This window comes from Pediococcus ethanolidurans (assembly GCF_964062635.1).
GTDB lineage: Bacteria > Bacillota > Bacilli > Lactobacillales > Lactobacillaceae > Pediococcus > Pediococcus ethanolidurans.
This window is the reverse complement of the sequence record NZ_OZ061250.1, coordinates 635,905-656,964: the sequence shown is the minus strand read 5'-3', so window position 1 is coordinate 656,964 and position 21,060 is coordinate 635,905. Positions and strand designations below refer to the sequence as shown.

Here is a 21,060-nt window from a genome sequence, read left to right as displayed (position 1 = left end):
AGATGACTATAAATTAAACACTCTTAGTTTTGGGCTATGGATACTTTATCAATGGCCGTTCTCACTTGTTTAACATATTCTGTTAAAGCTAAATCGGTATGTTGTCTCGTGTTACCAGCGGCAATTTGATGCACAATAGCACTACCAACAATAACACCATCCGCAAGCTCAGCCATGGTTGCAGCTTGTTGTGGTGTATGAATTCCAAAACCAATTGCTGTCGGAACATCCGTAACCTGACGGATATTCTCAATCAGTGCTTTTAAATCAGTTTGAATATCATTGCGTACCCCTGTAACCCCCATTGAAGACACCACGTAAATAAATCCAGTTGCTTTCTTAGCAATCTTTTGAATACGTTCCACTGGTGAAGTTGGTGCAATTAGTGAAATTAAGTTAATACCGAATCGATCTGCAAACGGACGTAACTCATCTTGTTCCTCTAGCGGTAAATCTGGAATAACTAATCCCGATACTCCCAGTTCCGCACAACGTTTGGTAAAGGCTTCGTAACCATATTTAAAGACAATGTTTATGTAGGTTAAAAAGACCAATGGGACCTGTGTTTGTTCTCGAATTGCAGTAACCATTTCGAAAACACGTTCTGTTGTTGTATGATCTTTAAAAGCTCGTAAATCTGCTGCCTGAATTTCAGGACCATCAGCAACTGGGTCCGAAAAGGGAATCCCTAATTCAACAATATCACTACCTGCATTTGCTAAAGCCACCACGTGTGCAACCGTCGCATTAAAATTAGGATCTCCGGCAACAACAAAGCTAATAAATGCCTTTCGTTTTTTAAACACTTGTGTCAAGTTATTCATTGATATTCACCCCTCTATACTTAGCAATGGCTGCAACATCCTTATCACCACGACCAGATAAGTTACAGATAATAATTTGATCTTTGCGCATCTTAGGAGCCAACTTTTTTACATAGGCAACTGCATGAGCACTTTCAATTGCACAAATGATCCCCTCTGTTTTGGCGATATACTCAAAAGCATCAACTGCTTCATCGTCAGTAATTCCCACATATTGTGCTCTACCAGTTTTAGCTAAGTAGGCATGTTCTGGACCAACACCTGGATAATCAAGCCCAGCAGAAATAGAATAGACTGGTGCGATTTGGCCATCTTGATCCTGTAAGAAAATCGATTTCATTCCATGAAAAATTCCTTCACTTCCACGCTCTAGTGTTGCTGCAGTTAAAGGTGTTTCAATTCCTTTTCCCGCAGCTTCACACCCAATTAACTGAACTTCAGGATTATCAATATAATTTGCAAAACTGCCAATAGCATTACTACCACCACCGACACAAGCAACAATTGCATCTGGCAGCCGCTTTTCAGCTTTCAAAATTTGTGCTTTGGATTCTTTACTGATCACACTTTGAAAGTCACGTACCATCATTGGAAACGGGTGTGGACCAGTAGCAGAACCCATAATGTAGGCAGTATCATCGCAGCGCTGTGTCCACTCTTGCAAAGCCGCATTAATGGCATCTTTTAATACCATCGACCCGGTTGTAACTGAATGTACTTTGGCACCTAACAGCTTCATTCGGTATACATTTAATGCCTGGCGATCCGTATCTCTTTTACCCATATAAATCTCACACTGCATCCCAAACAAAGCAGCTACTGTTGCTGTTGCGACACCATGTTGTCCTGCACCAGTCTCCGCAATGACGCGTGTTTTTCCCATTCGTTTTGCCAACAAGGCTTGACCAAGAACATTATTAATCTTATGGGCACCGGTGTGATTTAAATCCTCCCGTTTTAAATAAATCTTGGCACCACCCAAGTCTTTTGTCATTTGTTCAGCAAAATAAAGCAATGAAGGACGATTAGCATAATTATTTAACAAATTATGAAGTTCAGTTTGAAATTCAGAATCCTTTTTATAATGTTCATAGGCCGCCGTTAGTTTTTGTAATTCCGTCATTAATGTTTCTGGAATATATTGACCACCATATTCACCATAGCGGCCATTTTCTGTTTTTTCATGATTAGTTTCTTGCATTGTGAACACTCCTTACTATTTTGATCATTTTTTGCAAATTTTTAACATGTTGTGTTTCAATCCCACTTGAAACATCAATCACGTTTGGATGAACTGCTTGAATTGCATCGGTTACATTATCCGGTGTCAATCCACCAGCTAAGAAAAGCGGCTGAGTAGGTCGTGTTATTTTTTCCCACGGCCAGATTCCACCACTACCTGGTTTCATGCCATCAATAAGAACGTAATCTGCTGATGTAACAAAAGAAGATTGTGTATACGAAAATGCTCGAATAATGGGAATTCTTAATTGCTTAAGTCGATTCACAACCTGTTCTGATTCATGCCCGTGCAACTGTACATATTGAATAACACCCAATTGATATAAGTGCGCCATTTCACTAAATGGTGCATCTCGAAACACACCTACGGCAGGAATGTTGGCATTTAATCTCTGCCGAAATTGAAGTGCCTTTTTTAAAGTGACATATCGTGGACTATTTCTTTACAAAGACAAAGCCAACAAAATCAGGTTGCGCTTCATTTGCATAATCGATATCAATTTTACGAAATAGACCGCACAACTTTATTTTTGTCATTAGCTTTCTCCCTTCAAATTTTGCAGTGTTTGTTTTTTATTTTTCGCTCGCATCATTGTTTCACCAATTAAAACTGCATCAACACCAAAATGACGTAATTGATCAACGTCTTCTCTAGTTTGAATACCACTTTCAGAAATATAAAGAATGTCATCCGGAACAAATTCTCGTAGTTTTTGACTGGTTGTTAAATCAACAGTAAAATCTTTCAAATTGCGATTGTTCACACCAATAATACGTGCGCCATTATTTAATCCTCGTTGAATTTCCGTTTCGTCATGTGCCTCTACAATAGCCGATAGCCCAAGTTGATCTGCCAATTTCAAATAGCATCTTAATTGTTCATTCGTTAAAATAGCCACAATCAATAAAATACTACTTGCACCCGCCAACTTTGCTTGATATATCATGTATGGGTCAATCGTAAAGTCTTTTCTTAAAAGCGGTAATGAAACTTCTTTATGCACTGCCGTTAAGTACGTGAGATCACCTTGAAAATATTTGGGCTCTGTTAAAACTGAGATGGCATCAACTCCATCCCTCTCATAATCATGAGCAATTTTTTTATAATCAAACTGCTTCACAATCTGTCCTTTAGATGGTGATGCCTTTTTAATCTCACAAATGAAGGTCAATTGCGGTTGCTTAAGACACGTCTCAAAAGGAAATTCTTGTTCAAGCGTTAGTACATTGACTTGCGATCTCAATTCATCCAAAGGGTGTACTTTCTTTTCCAAGGTAATTCGTTTTCTTGTTGCTTTTACTAAATCATCTAAAATCAATGACTGAACACCTCTTGACTAAGCCTTACTAAATTATTTAATTCTGTTTCGGCCGCACCACTTTCAAGCGTTGTTTTTGCTATATCAAACCCCTCTGCCAACGATAGTTCTGGCTTGGCAATGTGAATAGCAGCCACAGCATTCATCAAAACAGCATCACGCGGGGCACCTTGTTGATTTGCAAGAATCGCTCTTGTAATCTGGGCATTTTCCATGGCCGTTCCACCAACTAGTTCTTCTGGTCGACTTCGTTTTAAACCAAATTGCTCAGGTGTAATTTGGTAAGTTTTAAAAGTACCATTGTGAACTTCCATAACGTCTGTTCCGGCAGCTGATGAAATCTCATCTAGCCCATCACGACCATAAACTACCATTGCAGATTGAATACCCAATCGATCTAAAACATGCGCCAACGGTTCAATCAGTTTTTCGTCATAAACTCCCAATAACTGCATTGAAGCATTGGCCGGATTTGCTAGTGGACCCAAAATATTAAAAATAGTTGCAATACCTAACTCTTTTCGAGCCGGGGCCACATATCGCATTGCTTGGTGATATTCCTGAGCAAACATGAATGCCATGCCAATTTGCTCTAAAATTGCCTCACTTTGTTGTGGTGAATCATCTATTTTAACTCCCAAAGCTTCAAGCACATCAGCTGCACCACTTTTTGAAGATGCTGCTCGATTGCCATGTTTTGTTACCGGAATTCCTGCCGCCGCGACAACAAATGCAGTGGTTGTTGAAATATTAAACGAATTAGAATGATCGCCACCAGTGCCCACAATTTCTAACGTTGGTTTCTTAGTATCAAAGGCAAGTGCATGCTCTCGCATAGCTTTGGCTGCACCGGCAATTTCATCAACAGTAGCTTCTTTCATAGCTAATGCTGTTAAAAATCCCGCAATTTGTGCATTGGTTGCCTTACCATTCATAATTTCATTAATAATTGCTTCGCTAGTATCAAAATTCAAATTTTGGTGCTGACTCAACTTTATAATTGCCTCTTTAATCATATTAATTCCTCCACCTAAATATTTTTTAACACAAAAAAATCCGCCCATGACTTCATTAAAGTCAAGGACGGATTTTCCGCGGTGCCACCTTGTTTGAAAAAGATCCCCCTTCGTTATTTACGAAAGAGATATTTTTCCTCCTTAGCGAAATGCAAACACATTTCCGGGAATTGACGCATCCCTCAGCGTCACGGTGTAATCACGTAAAAATACGTTTTGGCCGTGCCCTCCGTGGTCCATTTAATAATCTGCGTTCGGTCACATTCTCAGCAATAGTGACTCTCTGTGCGTGCATAACTATCTTGATCTCCACTTCATTGGTTTCATGGACGAATATTTATGTTGGTGCAACATTAAAACATTATTAAAATTTTGTCAAGCTTATCTTAGAATTTTATTTTAAAATTTGATTTTAATTTTTTACTTTAGCAATTCTGCCCTGTTCAATATACACACTCAAGATAGCAATATCAGCGGGATTTACGCCACTAATCCGACTCGCCTGTGCAATTGTTTGTGGTTGGATTTTTTCTAATTTTTGCCGGCCTTCTGTAGCCAGACCATTAATTGCAGCATAATCAATATGATCTGGAATTTTTTTGGCTTCCATCTTTTTGAGACGTTCAACCCGTTCCTTGGCCTTTTTAATATAGCCTGCATATTTGATCTCAATTTCAACCTGTTCAACTACTCGTCGATCAAGCTTTTTATCAGGCGCTGGAATAAATTGCAGTAGTTCCTTGTAAGAAACCTCCGGGCGGCGAAGAAATTCAGAAGCCCAGACCCCATCTTTAAGTTCATGACCACCTTTAGAAATTAGAAAATCACGAACTTGTTTTGGCTTGATTCGAATTGTATCTAAACGGTTTAACTCATTTTCAATATCCGCTTTTTTACCTAAAAATGTTTGGTAACGGTCATCATTAATGAGTCCCAGCTCATGACCCATTTCAGTTAAACGCAAATCCGCATTATCATGACGCAAAATTAACCGGTATTCAGCACGACTCGTAAGTAAACGATAAGGTTCTTTAGTGCCTTTGGTGACCAAGTCGTCAATCATAACACCAATATAAGCATCACTTCGTTTTAAAGTGAATTGACCCTTATCCAAGGCACGTAATCCTGCATTAATTCCAGCCATCAAACCTTGACCAGCAGCCTCTTCGTAACCTGAAGTCCCATTAGTTTGACCGGCAGTATACAAGTTTTTAACTACCTTGGTTTCCAAAGTTGGTTTTAACTGATATGGTGAAACAACATCGTATTCAATCGCATATCCCGGTCGCATCATTTCAGCATCTTCCAACCCTTTAATTGAATGGAGAATTTGTTGCTGAATCTCTTCAGGCATTGATGTTGAAAGACCTTGAACATACCATTCATCAGTATTACGACCTTCCGGTTCAAGAAATAATTGATGATGATCTTTATCTGCAAAACGGACAATTTTATCTTCAATTGAAGGACAATAACGCGGGCCAACACCTTCGATTATGCCAGAAAACATGGGTGCTCGATCTAAGTTTTTACGAATAATCTTATGTGTATACTCATTTGTATAAGTTAACCAACAAGAAAGCTGATTTTTAACATCAATATAAGCACTATCTGGTGTTGTAAAACTAAAATGATTAGGTTCTTTATCACCAGGCTGCTCTTCAGTTTCATCATAATGAATTGTGCCACCATCAACTCGTGGTGGTGTTCCTGTCTTAAAGCGTTCCAAATCAAAACCATAATCTTTTAAATTCTTGGTTAACTTCATTGCTGGCTGTGAATTATTAGGACCTGAAGAATACATCAATTCACCAATAATAATCTTTCCACGGGCAGCGGTTCCTAAGGTCAACACAACGCTTTTAGCGTGATAACGGGCCCCTGTATTAGTGATAATTCCCTTGCAAACACCATCTTCAATAATTAAATCGTCTACGATTCCCTGTCGCAAAGTTAGATTAGGCTCATCTTCAATGGTTTTCTTCATCTGGGCATGATACGCATGCTTATCTGCTTGTGCTCGTAACGCACGAACCGCAGGACCTTTTCCTGTATTAAGCATCCGCATTTGGACATAGGTCTTGTCAATATTTTTACCCATCTCACCACCAAGGGCGTCGATTTCACGGACAACAATTCCCTTGGCTGGTCCACCAACTGAAGGGTTACATGGCATAAATGCCACCATATCTAAGTTGATGGTCATCAGGAGGGTTTTATTCCCCATTCTTGCAGCTGCCAAGGCTGCTTCCGAACCCGCATGCCCAGCACCAACTACGATTACATCGTAATCTTTACCTGCATACTGTTTTACTTCTGTCATGACTCTTCCTCCACATTTTGAGCTTCAATTAGCTTCATAATTAGTTTTATATTTAACTTAATTTAACTTCAATTACTTACCTAAACAGAATTGGCTAAACAATTGATCTAATAATTCATCTTGATAACTGTCTCCAGTAATTTCACCAAGAAAGTCCCAACATCTGGTCATATCAATTTGAACAAGATCCACAGGCATTCCGTCCTTGAGTCCTTGTAAAACAGAATCTAGTGCATCTTCAGCTTGATTTAATAACCCAATGTGGCGAGCATTTGTCACGATAACGCTATTCTGATTACTTTCAATTCCACCAAAGAATAATTTAGAAATTTTTTCTTTTAAATCATCTAGTCCAACACCTTCTGTTGCAGATGTTCGAATAACTTGATCCTCAGAAACAAGATTAAACAGTTCATCAGTATCTAATTGCATGGGTAAATCGGTTTTGTTTAAAATAATGATACGTTTTGCTTCATCTGTGACCTTGATCAGCTGACGGTCTTCATCAGATAATGGTTGACTACTATCTAAAACAAGCAAAACTAAGTCAGCAGTTTGAATTGCCTTACGACTTCGTTCAACCCCAATTTTTTCGACCTTATCATTGGTTTCTCGAATACCTGCCGTATCAACCAGCTTCAACGGCACACCACGAACGTTTACATATTCTTCCAAAACGTCACGCGTTGTTCCAGCTACGTCCGTCACAATCGCTTTATCTTCATGCAACATGCGGTTTAACAAACTAGATTTACCGACATTAGGATGGCCAACAATCGCCGTAGCTAAACCATCTCGTAAGATTTTACCCTCCTGAGCTGTTTGCAACAATTGTTTAATTTGTGCTTTAACTTCAACCGCTTTTTCACGTAATAATTTACTGGTCATTGTCTCTACATCATCATATTCAGGATAATCGATATTAACTTCCACCTGTGCCAAAACATCAAGAATATCCTGACGTAAGTTCTTAATTAAATGAGACAAATCACCATCTAATTGATTTAAAGCAACTTTCATTGAACGATCTGTCTTAGCCCGAATCAGATCCATGACTGCTTCCGCTTGAGAAAGGTCAACTCTTCCATTTAAGAAGGCTCTTTCGGTAAATTCGCCTGGTTTTGCCATTCTTGCACCATGACTCAACAAGAGCTGCAAAATATCATTGGTTGGCACAATACCACCATGACAATTAATTTCCACAACATCTTCACAAGTATAAGTTTTGGGAGCAAGCATAACTGAAACCATGACTTCATCAACTATCGCGTTCGTTTTGGGATTAACGATATGACCATAATTAATGGTATGACTTTTAACTTTATGCAGATTCTTACCTTTAAAAATTTCAGAAGCCACATCAAGTGCCGTTTTTCCACTTACTCGCACAATTGAAATGCCACCTTCACCAGGTGGGGTCGAAATTGCAGCAATGGTATCCAATTCAGTAGCTGTTTCTAACATTATCTATTTCCTTTCTAAAACCATTCCAATAAAAAAAGCACCCAGTCCACGCCTTAATAAAAAGGTTACGTGGATAAAGTACTTTCACTACTTTACCTCAAATTTGAATAATTGGTTATATCTTAAAATTTTAGCGCGCATTTGTCAATTTGTTACACTTCATAACTAAATTTGTTCATCTTGAACCAGTGCCACAACTACATATCGATGTGGCTCATGGCCTTCAGAGAAGGTTGAAACAAAATGATTATCGGCCAAAGCGGCATGAATCACTTTTCGTTCAAACGCGGGCATTGGATCCAAAAATACTGGTTCACCAGTTGCCACAACTTCACGAGCCGTATTCTCGGCCAAATGCTGTAAAGTTTCAATTCGTCGTTCCCGATAATTTTCAACATTCAATTCTACATTTACATGTGCAATTCCCTGGTGAAGTAAAAATACTTGCGCTAATGTTTGCAGCGCATTAATTGTTCGCCCGTGCTTTCCAATTAGCATTCCTTCCTGTTCGGTTTTAAATTCAATCGAAACCTCACGGTGGTGAAATCTATTTGTTGCGGTTGCTTCAATACCTAATTGTGAGACAATGTCGGATAAATATTTCTGTAACTCTGTCACAACCGCACCATTCAAACGGGGACGTGTCATATGTGCCTCGTTTGGTGCTAATTCATTGCTGTGCAGCGATTCGTGAACTTCAGCACTAGCTTCATGATTTACTTCATCGGGTTTATTCTGAACTTCAGAATCATTTTTCAATGCTTTGGTTTCGTTAGACTTTGATTTTGAATCTACAAGTACTGATATTTCAATCTTAGCTAACCGTTTACCAATTCCTAAGAATCCTTTTTTCGGTTCAACAAGTGTTGAAATTGTTACAGCTTTTCGATCTAACTTTAAATCAGCAAGACCGATTTCAATTGCTTTTTCGACCGTTGTTCCCGTATAAGTTGCCATTGGCTTACCTCCTTGGTTAATTTTTATGTACAGTAAAAGGAGATCAGAATGAAACATTCCAATCTCCAGTTATCTTTATCGTTTGTTGCGTCCTTTATAAGCCTTACGTTTTGCCTTGGCCAGTGCGCGTTTCTTGTCACGTTCCGCTTGTACCTTTGCTTCACGTTCGCGATTGATTTTAAATGGATTTTGAATAACCATCGTCTGTCCAGCCTGGAAAATATTTGTAACCACCCAGTAAAGTGAAACAGCAGCTGGTACACTTAACGCCGTAAAGAAGATAATTACTGGCATTCCGATTGTCATCATCGTTGTCATACCATTTTGCATTGGTTGCGACTTCATACTCAACCATGAACTGACATAGGTAAAGACAGCCGCTAAAATAGGTAAGATAAAGTAAGGATCTTTATCACCCAGCTGTAACCACAAGAAGGTTCCAGCTTTTAAGACTTCCGTTCGGTTCACGGCGGCATACAAAGCATATAAAACAGGCAACTGAACAATTAATGGCAAACACCCTGCAACAGGATTTACACCTGCTTCAGAATAAAGCTTTTGTTGTTCTTCACGTAATTTTTGTTGTGTTTCAACATCTTTAGAAGAATACTTCTTTTGTAATGCCTGAACTTTTGGTTGAATTTCAGCGGTTTTCATTGAAGACTTTGTTTGGTAAATCATCAAAGGCAAAATGATAATTCGAATAATAATGGTAAATATAATAATTCCCCAACCATAATTATTTCCAAACAGCTTAGATAACCAAATAATTGCCCGCGAAAAGTTGTAGACAATCCAGTGATCCCAAATACCGGTACTATTCTTCGTAATGGGAGCTGTACTACATCCAGCTAAAAACAAGGTTAAGCTGGCAATCGCCATCATCGCGATATTTCTTTTGCTATGTTTCACTTACTTTTCCTCACTTTGATCAGTAGTTAAAATATTAGCTAACGTAAATACGTGTTTCAATTGCTGTTTGGTTTCTTTCATTGAAAGACCAGATGCTTGTGGTCGTGCAATGACCAAAAAGTCAATATCTTGACGTAATTGAGGCTTGAATTCTAGAATGCTTTGATTGATGCGACGCTTCATGTAATTTCGCATAACAGCATTGCCAATCTTCTTACCAACAGAAATTCCAACCCGAAAATGAGGTTGTTTGGGCTTTTCCATCACATAAACAACAAATTTTCGATTTGCAAATGAATTATGTGTTTCAAAAACCTTTTGAAACTCTGTTTCTTTTTTTACACGGTATGACTTGCGCATGATCTCTCTCCAAAATAATTCGTATCATCAGGGTTTCTTACATATAAAGGAGGCCTATCTTTTATTTTTGAATTTCTTCAAAAATAAAAGACCACTGGGATCAGTGGCCTTATGCAGATAATACTCTTCTACCTTTTAGACGTCGACGTGCTAAAACTCTACGGCCGTTACTTGTACTCATACGTTTACGAAAACCATGCACACGTGAACGATGACGCTTCTTTGGTTGATATGTTCTTTTCAATTCGTACACCTCCCATAGCAACACTGAAATTTATATAGATTTCATTTACATAATGAAATAACTCAGTATCTAATTACAATTACCATAATATAGTATCACAAATCAATCATCATGCAAAGCTCTTAACCGAAAAAAGATAATTATTTTGTTCACACTGCAAACCTATTACGGTGTGTACCCTGTGGATAAAAACAAATAGTCTTTTTACTTTTGCACCGTTTTTTCCAAACTTATCCGGATATTCACCCCCTGTGATTGAGTTATCCACATTTTCACGATTTTCAGTGGATAACTGCTTGTAACCCCTGTTGCTAGGGCTATAGTTATCCACCGTTTTGTGTGAATAACCTAAATTTTCATGAAAATTTGCGTTTTTTTCAACATCCTGTGGATACTTTTTTCCCTAACCTGTGATTTATTTTAAATAGTTTTCCACAGGATGTGGAAAACTATTTTTTTTCATGCTAAAATTAATGCATTGTTTCTTTCGATTTAAGAAGTGAAAACACAAAAAATAAACGGTACGTTACTTTGGAGGGATTTTTGTGCTAAGTAAAGACGAACTCTGGGACCAAATAAAGGCCGATTTCCAAAAAGATGATGATATTTCATCACTCGGTTTTTCGACCTGGATCGATGTGGCTAAACCAATCGATTTAAAAAATCATATCATGACCATCCAACTACCATCGCCGTTACATCGCGATTATTGGAAACAGCATTTAGCACCAAAATTTGTTGAATATGCCTATCTAATTACGCAAGCGGACATTACGCCCGACTTTGTCTTAGAAGGCGAGCAAGAAGAAACAGTTCAACAAGAAAAAAAGGCCGTTGAAAAACCAAAGACAACGCCCGACTTTATGGAAGTAACTACATTAAATGATAAATATACATTTGATACTTTCGTAACTGGTAAGGGAAATCAAATGGCGCACGCTGCTGCTTTAGTTGTTTCTGAAGACCCCGGCACCATGTATAATCCACTCTTCTTTTATGGAGGCGTTGGCCTTGGCAAAACGCACTTAATGCATGCGATTGGCCATCAAATTCTCAAAAATAATCCTGATACAAACGTTAAATACGTAACTAGTGAAGCATTTACAAATGATTTTATTAATGCGATTCAATCAAAACATCAAGAAGAATTTCGGGAAGTTTATCGAAACGTTGATCTCCTTTTAGTTGATGATGTTCAGTTCTTTGCTGACAAAGAGGCTACACAAGAAGAATTTTTCCACACATTTGAGGCTTTATATAGTAATCAAAAACAAATTGTTCTAACCTCAGATCGTTTGCCTAACGAAATCCCCAAACTACAAGAACGCCTTGTTTCTCGTTTTAAATGGGGATTATCCGTCGATATCACACCACCTGATTTGGAAACGCGAATCGCTATTTTGCGTGAAAAAGCCATGGCAGATAAAATTGAAATTCCTGATGACACTTTAAACTACATTGCCACGCAGGTTGATTCCAATGTTCGTGAATTAGAAGGTGCGTTAGCTCGTGTCCAAGCTTACGCAAACTTACAAAGTACCAGCATTACCACTGATTTAGCTTCCGAAGCCATGCGTAGTTTGAACTTTGGTACCAAGTTTAGTGAAGTTTCCATTTCTTTGATTCAGGATAAAGTAGCCAAGTATTATCACACATCTATTTCTGACCTAAAGGGTAAAAAGCGAATGAAATCAATTGTGGTTCCTCGCCAAATCGCCATGTATTTGTCACGCGAGCTTACCAATGCTTCTTTACCGAAAATCGGAACCGAATTTGGTGGTAAGGATCACACAACTGTTATTCATGCCCATGAAAAAATTGCAGCAGCCTTAAAAAAGGATGACGATTTACAACGTCAAATTGGTGATTTAAAAAGTGAGCTGAAACCATAGACTGTGGACAAGTGTGAATTACTTTTAAAGTTATCCACATGTTATAAACATAGATAATCTTTGACCTACCTAAGCGTTAGGTTACATTTACACAATATCAACAGTCCCTATTACTACTGTTACTTTTAATATATAATTATATATAAATACATTTCGTCCAAAGGAGATTCTTAAAAAATGAAATTCACTGTAAAACGAGCTGCATTCATTAAAAAATTAAATGATGTTCAAAGAGCAATTTCTTCTAAAACAACAATTCCAATTTTAACCGGATTAAAACTAGACGTTAAATCTGATCAGATTATCCTAACTGGTAGTGATGCAGATATTTCAATCGAGACAGTTTTAGATGCAAAAAACGAAGATAACGGATTGTCAATTACCGATCCAGGGAAAATCGTATTACCAGCCCATTTCTTTAGTGATATTGTTAAACGTCTTCCAGAAGAATCAATGACAGTTGAAATTACCGAAGGATTTCAAACAGAAATTTCATCCGGAGCGGCAGAATTTACTATTAATGGTTTAGACGCTAATAATTATCCGCGCTTACCAGAACTTGATGGTAATGATCAAATTCAACTTTCTGGAAATGTGTTTAAACAATTAATTAGTCAAACCGTTTTGGCAGTTTCAACCCAGGAAAGTCGTCCAATTCTAACTGGGGTTCATTTTAGTATTGATGGGGATCAATTTGTGGCTGTTGCAACTGATAGTCATCGCTTAAGTCAACGACAAATTAGATTACCACAAGAAAATACCGGCAAATATGATGTCATCATTCCTGGAAAAAGTCTCGTTGAGTTGTCGCGAATGATTGGTGAGGAAAATCCCGATGTTATTATGAGAATTTCCGAAAATCAGGTTTTATTTACACTAGGTGACACAGCGTTCTATTCTCGTTTGCTTGAAGGAAATTATCCTGATACTTCTCGTTTGATTCCAAAAGAAGCAACAACTACTTTGGAATTTGATGCACCTGCACTATTAGCTGCAATTGAACGAGCTTCCCTGTTATCACATGAAAGTCGCAATAATGTTGTTAAACTAGCCATTACAACTGCCGATAAAAAAATTGTTATTTCGGGTAACTCACCTGATGTTGGTAATGTGGAAGAACAACTGGATGCAAAGGTTGTTGAAGGTGAAGACTTGGAAATTTCATTTAACCCAGACTATATGAAAGATGCGTTACGGTCATTTGGCCAAACTGAAATTCAAGTTTCATTTACTTCAGCATTACGACCATTTACATTGGTTCCAACTGAAGATCAAGAAAACTTTATTCAATTGATCACACCAGTTCGAACATTTTAGATATAAAGTTCATAAACTAAAGGTTGAAAGTACAAAAGCGTTCATGGTAACAAGATTGAATCTAAATGCCGTCTTCCAGCAAATTTGGGCTGGAACGTAGTGGGCACGACTTAGAGCCGAAATGCACGTCTCTAAGCGAAGACCGCTAAGATAAACGACACTACTGAGCCCATTTGCTTCCAGACTAAATCTAATCTTTGCAACCAACACATCGATATAAAAGTTGTGACATCAATATTACTGAGCATTATTTAATATCAAACATTCTTAGTCCGGAGGCGATTGGTCTCAGGGGTGAAATTATCCTTAGTAATTTATTACTTAGGATAAGGCCGAGTTTGAAGACAAGTGTACTTCTTGGCTTCAAATCGTGCCCACCCCGTTCCAGACCAGGTGAGCCGCAGGACGGCAGTTAAACTATTTTTTGAAGTCTAAGCCGTTTAACAGCAGTTATTGATGTGATTTTGATACTTTCAACCTTTAGTTCATAAATAAAAAACACGAAGTTGAGAAAATGTTTTCTCAACTTCGTGTTTTATTTTTCATCTAGAAATTAAATTCAGAGGATTTGAGAAAAATACGCAGAAAATGGCAAAAGTGTCTCCCTGTGTTCAAAATCGCTTAAAACGCAAATCATAGCCTCTGAGATTGTTTTTTTAGGTTTTAAAAGGTATAATAGAAAGGTATTGGTAAAGATTCTGCAAAAAATCAAATGAATTATTTTTAGGATGACAAAGCACCACTTTAATAATTAATTGATTTAAAAAATAAGTTTTAGAAAGGTGGTTGTAATTTTGGAAAAAGAAGTTTTAATTACAACGCCATTCATTACGCTCGGTCAACTCTTAAAAGAAGAATCAATCATTGGGACTGGTGGACAGGCTAAATGGTATCTTCGTGAACATGCTATAGAGGTAAATGATGAGCCTGAGAATCGGCGGGGAAAAAAGCTATATCCTAAGGACACAGTTAATATTCCAGGTGAAGGACGGTTTCTTGTGCGTTCAAGACGTGAGGATTAGTCATGTATTTGGAAAATATTAGTCTCCATAATTTTCGAAATTATTCAGATTTGGAGGCCGAATTTATTCCTGGTGTTAATGTTTTGCTGGGAGCAAATGCTCAAGGAAAAACAAATTTACTGGAATCAATTTATGTGTTGGCACTCACTAGAAGTCATCGAACTTCTAATGATCGTGATTTGATCAGTTGGGGTGCGGATAATGCACGATTGGCGACGCGAGTTCATAAGAGAATGAGTTCAGTTCCCTTGGAGCTGGAATTAAGTTCTAAAGGAAAACGCGCTAAGATTAATCATTTGGAACAAAGTAAGCTATCACAATATATCGGTCAACTAAACGTTATTTTGTTTGCACCTGAGGATTTATCTTTGGTTAAAGGGTCACCTGCAATTCGACGTCGATTTATCGATATGGAATTTGGACAAATGAGTAGCAAATATCTCTATAATTCCGCACAGTATCGCACGATTTTAAAGCAACGTAATCAGTATTTAAAGCAACTTAAATTCAAGACTAATAAAGATAAAGTTTTTCTTGGTGTCTTGTCTGATCAATTGGCTGCTTACGGAGCAGAGATCATTTTTCAACGACGTCTTTTTCTGAAGAAATTAGAGAAGTGGGCCCAACAGCTACACACGCAAATCTCACTTGGAAAAGAGCATTTGACCTTTGAGTATGTTTCCCAAGTTTCACAGGAACAGGATGCAACTGTTGAGCAACTGTATGACGAATTACAAAAAGCCTTTGCAAACCATGAGGAACGGGAATTACAACAAGGAACCACATTGGTTGGTCCCCAGCGTGATGACGTTCGTTTTTTAGTCAATGACAAAAATGTGCAAACATTCGGATCACAGGGACAACAGCGAACAACGGCTTTGAGCGTTAAATTAGCTGAAATTGATCTTATGAAAGAGGAAACGGGCGAATACCCGGTGTTGCTATTAGATGATGTGCTATCTGAATTAGATGACGATCGGCAAACGCACCTTTTGAAGACCATTCAAAATAAGGTTCAGACTTTTTTAACCACAACCAGCTTAAGTGGTATTGCCCGACAATTGATTGACGAGCCACGAATTTTTACAATTAAATCAGGTACTTTGCATAAGGAGGAATAAGATTGGCTGACGAAGATAAAACAAAAACTCCCCAAGAAATTGAAAATGCACGTGAACGTAAGGAAGAAAAAGCGGAAGAATACGACGCAAGTCAAATTCAAGTTCTTGAAGGACTAGAAGCAGTTCGAAAACGTCCCGGTATGTATATTGGCTCAACAAGTTCACAAGGTCTACATCATCTTGTTTGGGAAATTATTGATAATGGGATTGATGAGGCCTTAGCGGGTTTTGCGGATAAAATTAACGTCATTGTTGAAAAAGATAATAGTATTACCGTGACGGATAATGGTCGTGGAATTCCGGTTGGTATTCAAGCCAAGACGGGTAAGCCAGCCTTGGAAACGGTTTTCACAATCCTCCATGCCGGTGGTAAGTTTGGCGGTGGTGGATATAAAGTTTCTGGTGGATTACATGGTGTTGGTGCCTCAGTTGTCAATGCGTTGTCAACCAGTTTGGACGTTAGAACTATGCACAACGGTAAGATTTATTATATGGACTTTACGCGTGGCAAAGTCAAAACACCAATGACAGTAATTGGTGAATCTAAACCGCATGAACATGGCACAATCGTTCATTTCTTGCCAGATGCTGATATTTTCCAAGAAACAACTGTATTTGATATTAAAACGTTACGAACACGAATTCGTGAACTTGCATTTTTGAATAAAGGATTACGCATTACTTTAAAAGATATGCGTCCAGAAAAACCTACAGAAGATGACTTCCTATACGAAGGCGGAATTCGTCATTATGTTGACTACCTTAACGAAGGCAAAGATGTTTTATTCCCAGAACCGATCTATGTTGAAGGTGTCGAAAAGGGCATTACTGTTGAAGTTGCGATGCAGTATACAGAAGGCTATCAGAGTAAATTATTAACATTCACTAATAATATTCATACTTATGAAGGGGGAACCCATGAAGAGGGCTTTAAACGAGCATTAACACGGGTTGTCAACGACTATGCGCATAAGAGTGGCATGTTAAAGGATAATGAGGATAATCTTTCTGGTGATGATGTTCGTGAAGGTTTAACGGCCGTAGTCAGCGTTAAGCATCCTGACCCACAATTTGAAGGACAAACGAAAACCAAACTGGGTAACTCAGATGCAAGAACGGCTGTTAATGACGTTTTTGGTGAACATTTCAATAAGTTCTTGATGGAAAATCCAGATACTGCCCGAAAAGTTATCGATAAAGGTTTATTAGCTTCAAAAGCCCGAATTGCTGCTAAACGTGCGCGAGAAGTTACTCGAAAAAAGAGTGGCCTTGAAATTAATAATTTACCCGGAAAATTGGCTGATAATACATCTAAGGATCCAGCAATTAGTGAATTATTCATTGTCGAGGGTGATTCAGCCGGTGGTAGTGCTAAACAAGGTCGTTCACGTTTGACACAAGCCATTTTACCAATTCGAGGAAAAATCTTGAATGTTGAAAAAGCTACCCTAGACCGGGTTTTAGCTAATGAAGAAATTCGTTCGTTATTCACAGCGTTAGGCACTGGTTTTGGCGAAGAATTTGATGTTACAAAAGCTAATTATCATAAATTAATTATTATGACCGATGCCGATGTCGATGGCGCGCATATTCGTACATTATTGTTAACGTTATTCTATCGATACATGCGGCCAATGATTGATGCAGGCTATGTTTATATTGCACAACCACCGCTATATCAGGTACGACAAGGTAAAATGATTAAATATATTGATTCTGATGAAGAACTACAGGAAACTTTGGGACAATTGCCACCAAGTCCAAAGCCTGCAATTCAACGATACAAAGGTTTAGGTGAAATGGATGCTTCTCAATTATGGGAAACAACCATGAATCCAGATAACCGTCGTTTATTAAGAGTTTCTGCTGAAGATGCTGACGCAGCTAGTGGTGATTTTGAAATGTTGATGGGCGATCGCGTAGAACCACGACGGAAATTTATTGAAGATAATGCCGTTTATGTAGAAAACTTAGACGTTTAATTTAGGATTGGAGGTTAAAGAATTTGTCTGACGAAGAAAATATTGGAACTCGAGTGACAAATGTCAATTTGAGTAGAGAAATGCGCACATCCTTCCTAGATTATGCAATGAGTGTTATTGTGGCACGAGCTTTGCCAGATGTACGAGATGGCTTAAAACCAGTACATCGTCGAATTTTATATGGGATGAATGAACTAGGAGTTACGCCGGAAAAACCTTATAAGAAGTCAGCCAGAATTGTTGGGGATGTCATGGGTAAATATCATCCCCATGGTGATTCCGCAATTTATGAATCAATGGTACGAATGGCCCAAGATTTCAGTTATCGTTACATGTTAGTTGACGGTCATGGTAACTTTGGTTCTGTTGATGGTGATGGCGCAGCTGCAATGCGTTATACCGAAGCTCGAATGAGCAAAATTGCGGTTGAAATGTTACGTGATATCAATAAAAATACGGTTGATTTTCAAGAAAACTACGATGGAACAGAGCGAGAACCAAAAGTTTTACCAGCCCGTTTTCCCAATTTATTAGTTAATGGGGCAACCGGGATTGCGGTCGGGATGACGACCAATATTCCGCCACATAACTTATCTGAAGTCATTAGTGCTATTCATATTTTGATGGATAATCCCGAAGCTACTACGGCTGATTTGATGGAAGCCGTTCCTGGACCTGACTTCCCAACTGGTGGAGTGGTTATGGGTAAATCAGGAATTCGAAAAGCCTATGAAACTGGTAAAGGTACGATTATTTTGCGTGCCAAAGTTGATATTGAACAGGAAAAGAGTGGCCGTGAAAAGATTGTGGTCACAGAACTTCCATACATGGTCAATAAGGCAAAGTTAATCGAAAGAATTGCTGAATTAGCTCGTGATAAACGAATTGAAGGTATCACAGATGTAAACGATGAAACCGACCGTGAAGGTATGCGAGTGGTAATTGACGTTCGTCGTGATATGAGTGCTTCTGTTGTTTTAAACAACTTGTACAAAATGACTTTGATGCAAACCACATTTAGCTTTAATATGCTGGCAATTGTGGATGGTGCACCAAAAGTTTTGAGTTTAAAGCAGATTCTACAGTATTACCTTAAACATCAAGAAGAAGTTATTCGTCGTCGAACTGAATTTGATTTGAAAAAGGCGCAAGCACGTGCCCATATCCTTGAAGGCTTACGAATAGCCCTTGATCATATTGATGAAATCATTTCAATTATCCGTAACTCTGAAACGGCTGAGATTGCCAAAGATCAGTTGATGCATAACTATTCATTGTCTGATAAACAATCCCAAGCCATCTTGGATATGCGTTTGGTTCGTTTAACCGGTTTGGAACGTGAAAAAGTTGAGAATGAATACAACAAGTTAACGGCTGAAATCGCTGATTACAAAGATATCTTAGTTCACACGGAACGGATCAATCAGATTATTTATCAAGAATTACTTGATATTCAAGATAAATTTGGTGATAAACGACGAACAGAATTACTTGTAGGTGAAGTTCTTAGCCTTGAAGACGAAGATTTGATTGAAGAAGAAGACGTCATGGTTACGTTGACACATAATGGTTACGTAAAACGGATGCCACAATCTGAATTCAAATCCCAACGTCGCGGTGGTCGTGGTGTACAAGGAATGGGTGTTCATGATGATGATTTCATTGAACATCTTGTTTCAAGCTCCACACATGATGTGCTGTTATTCTTTACCAATGCCGGTAAAGTTTATCGAATGAAAGGTTATGAGATTCCAGAGTATGGCCGAACTGCCAAAGGAATTCCGGTTATTAATCTTTTGGGAATTAGTGCGGGTGAAAGTATTCAAGCTGTCATTAATGCTGGTCAAGATCATGACCAAGCGGATGAACGCTATCTCTTCTTCACAACGTTAAAAGGAGTTGTCAAACGTACTCCTTTGAATGAATTTTTGAATATTCGCAGCAATGGCTTAAAAGCAATTAACTTAAAAGATGATGATGAGTTAATCAATGTGGTTATCACAGATAATAAACAAAATATCATTATTGGTACTCATAAAGGGTATGCGGTTAGTTTTGCTGAAGGTTCTGTTCGTTCAATGGGTCGTTCAGCGACTGGTGTTCGTGGTATTCGTTTACGAGACGATGACTATGTGGTTGGGGTTGATTTATTGAAACCAGAAAGCAAAGTACTCGTCATTACTGAAAAAGGATACGGAAAACGGACATTGGCTGGTGAATATCCAATTAAAGGACGTGGTGGTAAAGGAATTAAAACTGCTAATGTCACAACCAAAAACGGACCGTTAGCTGGTTTGACAACGGTTGCTGGTGATGAAGATATCATGTTGATTACTGATCGTGGTGTTATGATTCGTTTTGATGTGAATTCAGTACCAGAAACTGGGCGCGCAACAATGGGTGTTCATTTAATTAAAATTGATGAAGATTCCAAGGTTGCGACAATGGCCAAAGTAGATCATGAAGACGAAGATGATCCTGATGAAACACCACAAGATTCATCTGCTGATAGTCAAGTTCAATCTACTGAAGAAACTTCAACTGAAGATTCTTCTAAAGAATAATAAATAAATAAAATAAATCTCAATAAACAACGTAACTTAGTTATGTATCGTTTATTGGGATTTTTGTTTATTGCGTTGCACAAGTATGCATGCTATAATTTAAGTTCGTGAGTAACTATTAATTTAGAAGCTCTCCTTGCTTTCTTAAATCGTTAAGAAAGCCACTTAGTCCATAAGGAGGTGTAAAACACATGGCACAAAAATCATATGAGATTACTTATATCATTGCACCAGATGTTGAAGAAGCAGCTAAGGCAGCCTTAGTAGAACGCTTTGACAAGATCTTGACTGACAATGGTGCAGAAGTGGTTGATTCAAAGGATTGGTCCAAGCGTCGTTTTGCTTATGAAATCGGTGGATACAACGAAGGTATCTATCATGTCGTAAACGTTAAAACAAACGATGACAAGGCCTTGAACGAATTTGACCGAATTTCAAAGATTACTGACGGCATCTTACGTCACATGATCGTTGTACGTTAAACAATAAACAGAATTATTA

The 21,060-nt window shown here is 38.2% G+C and carries 17 protein-coding genes and 1 pseudogene; 7 read left to right on the top strand and 11 right to left on the bottom strand.

Annotated elements, in window-relative coordinates; translation table 11 throughout:
- Nucleotides 1–23: 23 nt before the first annotated feature.
- From trpA to rpmH, 11 genes and pseudogenes are all read right to left on the bottom strand, one after another.
- Nucleotides 24–824, bottom strand: coding sequence for a tryptophan synthase subunit alpha (gene trpA / locus AB3219_RS03280; protein ID WP_216753935.1), 801 nt, complete (start codon nucleotides 822–824; stop codon nucleotides 24–26).
- Nucleotides 817–2,025, bottom strand: coding sequence for a tryptophan synthase subunit beta (gene trpB / locus AB3219_RS03275; RefSeq protein ID WP_057805177.1), 1,209 nt, complete (start codon nucleotides 2,023–2,025; stop codon nucleotides 817–819). Before trpB ends, trpA begins: the two co-directional genes overlap by 8 nt.
- Nucleotides 2,012–2,446 (bottom strand): annotated as a pseudogene (locus AB3219_RS03270) (phosphoribosylanthranilate isomerase); the annotation flags it as partial. The gene trpB and the pseudogene AB3219_RS03270, both read right to left, overlap by 14 nt.
- Nucleotides 2,447–2,602: 156 nt before the next feature.
- On the bottom strand, nucleotides 2,603–3,385 hold the full coding sequence (trpC, locus tag AB3219_RS03265; RefSeq protein ID WP_057805179.1) for an indole-3-glycerol phosphate synthase TrpC: 783 nt from the start codon (nucleotides 3,383–3,385) through the stop codon (nucleotides 2,603–2,605).
- Entirely contained in the window at nucleotides 3,382–4,401 is a 1,020-nt protein-coding gene (trpD, locus tag AB3219_RS03260; RefSeq protein WP_216753937.1) for an anthranilate phosphoribosyltransferase, read from the bottom strand. The genes trpC and trpD overlap by 4 nt, the downstream gene beginning before the upstream one ends.
- Nucleotides 4,402–4,813: 412 nt before the next feature.
- On the bottom strand, nucleotides 4,814–6,724 hold the full coding sequence (gene mnmG / locus AB3219_RS03255) for a tRNA uridine-5-carboxymethylaminomethyl(34) synthesis enzyme MnmG (protein ID WP_216753938.1): 1,911 nt from the start codon (nucleotides 6,722–6,724) through the stop codon (nucleotides 4,814–4,816).
- A gap of 72 nt (nucleotides 6,725–6,796) precedes the next feature.
- A complete protein-coding gene (mnmE, locus tag AB3219_RS03250; protein ID WP_216753939.1) occupies nucleotides 6,797–8,188 on the bottom strand; it encodes a tRNA uridine-5-carboxymethylaminomethyl(34) synthesis GTPase MnmE in 1,392 nt (463 codons plus the stop codon).
- 165 nt (nucleotides 8,189–8,353) lie between these two features.
- A complete protein-coding gene (gene jag / locus AB3219_RS03245) occupies nucleotides 8,354–9,145 on the bottom strand; it encodes an RNA-binding cell elongation regulator Jag/EloR (protein WP_216753940.1) in 792 nt (263 codons plus the stop codon).
- A gap of 75 nt (nucleotides 9,146–9,220) precedes the next feature.
- Nucleotides 9,221–10,057, bottom strand: coding sequence for a membrane protein insertase YidC (yidC, locus tag AB3219_RS03240; RefSeq protein WP_057805183.1), 837 nt, complete (start codon nucleotides 10,055–10,057; stop codon nucleotides 9,221–9,223).
- On the bottom strand, nucleotides 10,058–10,417 hold the full coding sequence (gene rnpA / locus AB3219_RS03235; RefSeq protein WP_057805184.1) for a ribonuclease P protein component: 360 nt from the start codon (nucleotides 10,415–10,417) through the stop codon (nucleotides 10,058–10,060). It lies immediately after the preceding gene.
- A gap of 109 nt (nucleotides 10,418–10,526) precedes the next feature.
- On the bottom strand, nucleotides 10,527–10,661 hold the full coding sequence (rpmH, locus tag AB3219_RS03230; protein ID WP_074693854.1) for a 50S ribosomal protein L34: 135 nt from the start codon (nucleotides 10,659–10,661) through the stop codon (nucleotides 10,527–10,529).
- A gap of 545 nt (nucleotides 10,662–11,206) precedes the next feature.
- Here rpmH and dnaA point away from each other — a divergent pair.
- From dnaA to rpsF, 7 genes are all read left to right on the top strand, one after another.
- Nucleotides 11,207–12,553 (top strand): chromosomal replication initiator protein DnaA, encoded by a 1,347-nt coding sequence (dnaA, locus tag AB3219_RS03225; RefSeq protein WP_057805185.1) that lies wholly within the window; start codon nucleotides 11,207–11,209, stop codon nucleotides 12,551–12,553.
- Between the two features lie 177 nt (nucleotides 12,554–12,730).
- Complete coding sequence (gene dnaN, locus AB3219_RS03220; RefSeq protein ID WP_216753942.1) at nucleotides 12,731–13,870, top strand: DNA polymerase III subunit beta; 1,140 nt, start codon at nucleotides 12,731–12,733, stop codon at nucleotides 13,868–13,870.
- Nucleotides 13,871–14,664: 794 nt separating this feature from the next.
- Nucleotides 14,665–14,892, top strand: a complete 228-nt coding sequence (gene yaaA, locus AB3219_RS03215; protein WP_216753943.1) for a S4 domain-containing protein YaaA — start codon at nucleotides 14,665–14,667, stop codon at nucleotides 14,890–14,892.
- 2 nt (nucleotides 14,893–14,894) lie between these two features.
- The gene (gene recF, locus AB3219_RS03210; RefSeq protein ID WP_367369291.1) at nucleotides 14,895–16,013 is read left to right on the top strand and encodes a DNA replication/repair protein RecF; all 1,119 of its coding nucleotides are present in this window, start codon (nucleotides 14,895–14,897) and stop codon (nucleotides 16,011–16,013) included.
- A 38-nt stretch (nucleotides 16,014–16,051) separates the two neighbouring features.
- On the top strand, nucleotides 16,052–17,995 hold the full coding sequence (gene gyrB / locus AB3219_RS03205; protein ID WP_057805300.1) for a DNA topoisomerase (ATP-hydrolyzing) subunit B: 1,944 nt from the start codon (nucleotides 16,052–16,054) through the stop codon (nucleotides 17,993–17,995).
- 23 nt (nucleotides 17,996–18,018) lie between these two features.
- A complete protein-coding gene (gene gyrA / locus AB3219_RS03200) occupies nucleotides 18,019–20,559 on the top strand; it encodes a DNA gyrase subunit A (protein ID WP_260365878.1) in 2,541 nt (846 codons plus the stop codon).
- Between the two features lie 191 nt (nucleotides 20,560–20,750).
- Complete coding sequence (gene rpsF, locus AB3219_RS03195; RefSeq protein WP_057805189.1) at nucleotides 20,751–21,041, top strand: 30S ribosomal protein S6; 291 nt, start codon at nucleotides 20,751–20,753, stop codon at nucleotides 21,039–21,041.
- The last annotated feature ends 19 nt before the right edge of the window (nucleotides 21,042–21,060 follow it).

What these genes read in the sequence shown, in the direction of transcription:
- trpA (WP_216753935.1), bottom strand. Translation starts at nt 824, where the DNA reads ATGAATAACTTGACACAAGTGTTTAAAAAACGAAAGGCATTTATTAGC.
- trpB (WP_057805177.1), bottom strand. Translation starts at nt 2,025, where the DNA reads ATGCAAGAAACTAATCATGAAAAAACAGAAAATGGCCGCTATGGTGAA.
- trpD (WP_216753937.1), bottom strand. Translation starts at nt 4,401, where the DNA reads ATGATTAAAGAGGCAATTATAAAGTTGAGTCAGCACCAAAATTTGAAT.
- mnmG (WP_216753938.1), bottom strand. Translation starts at nt 6,724, where the DNA reads ATGACAGAAGTAAAACAGTATGCAGGTAAAGATTACGATGTAATCGTA.
- mnmE (WP_216753939.1), bottom strand. Translation starts at nt 8,188, where the DNA reads ATGTTAGAAACAGCTACTGAATTGGATACCATTGCTGCAATTTCGACC.
- jag (WP_216753940.1), bottom strand. Translation starts at nt 9,145, where the DNA reads ATGGCAACTTATACGGGAACAACGGTCGAAAAAGCAATTGAAATCGGT.
- rnpA (WP_057805184.1), bottom strand. Translation starts at nt 10,417, where the DNA reads ATGCGCAAGTCATACCGTGTAAAAAAAGAAACAGAGTTTCAAAAGGTT.
- dnaN (WP_216753942.1), top strand. Translation starts at nt 12,731, where the DNA reads ATGAAATTCACTGTAAAACGAGCTGCATTCATTAAAAAATTAAATGAT.
- recF (WP_367369291.1), top strand. Translation starts at nt 14,895, where the DNA reads ATGTATTTGGAAAATATTAGTCTCCATAATTTTCGAAATTATTCAGAT.
- rpsF (WP_057805189.1), top strand. Translation starts at nt 20,751, where the DNA reads ATGGCACAAAAATCATATGAGATTACTTATATCATTGCACCAGATGTT.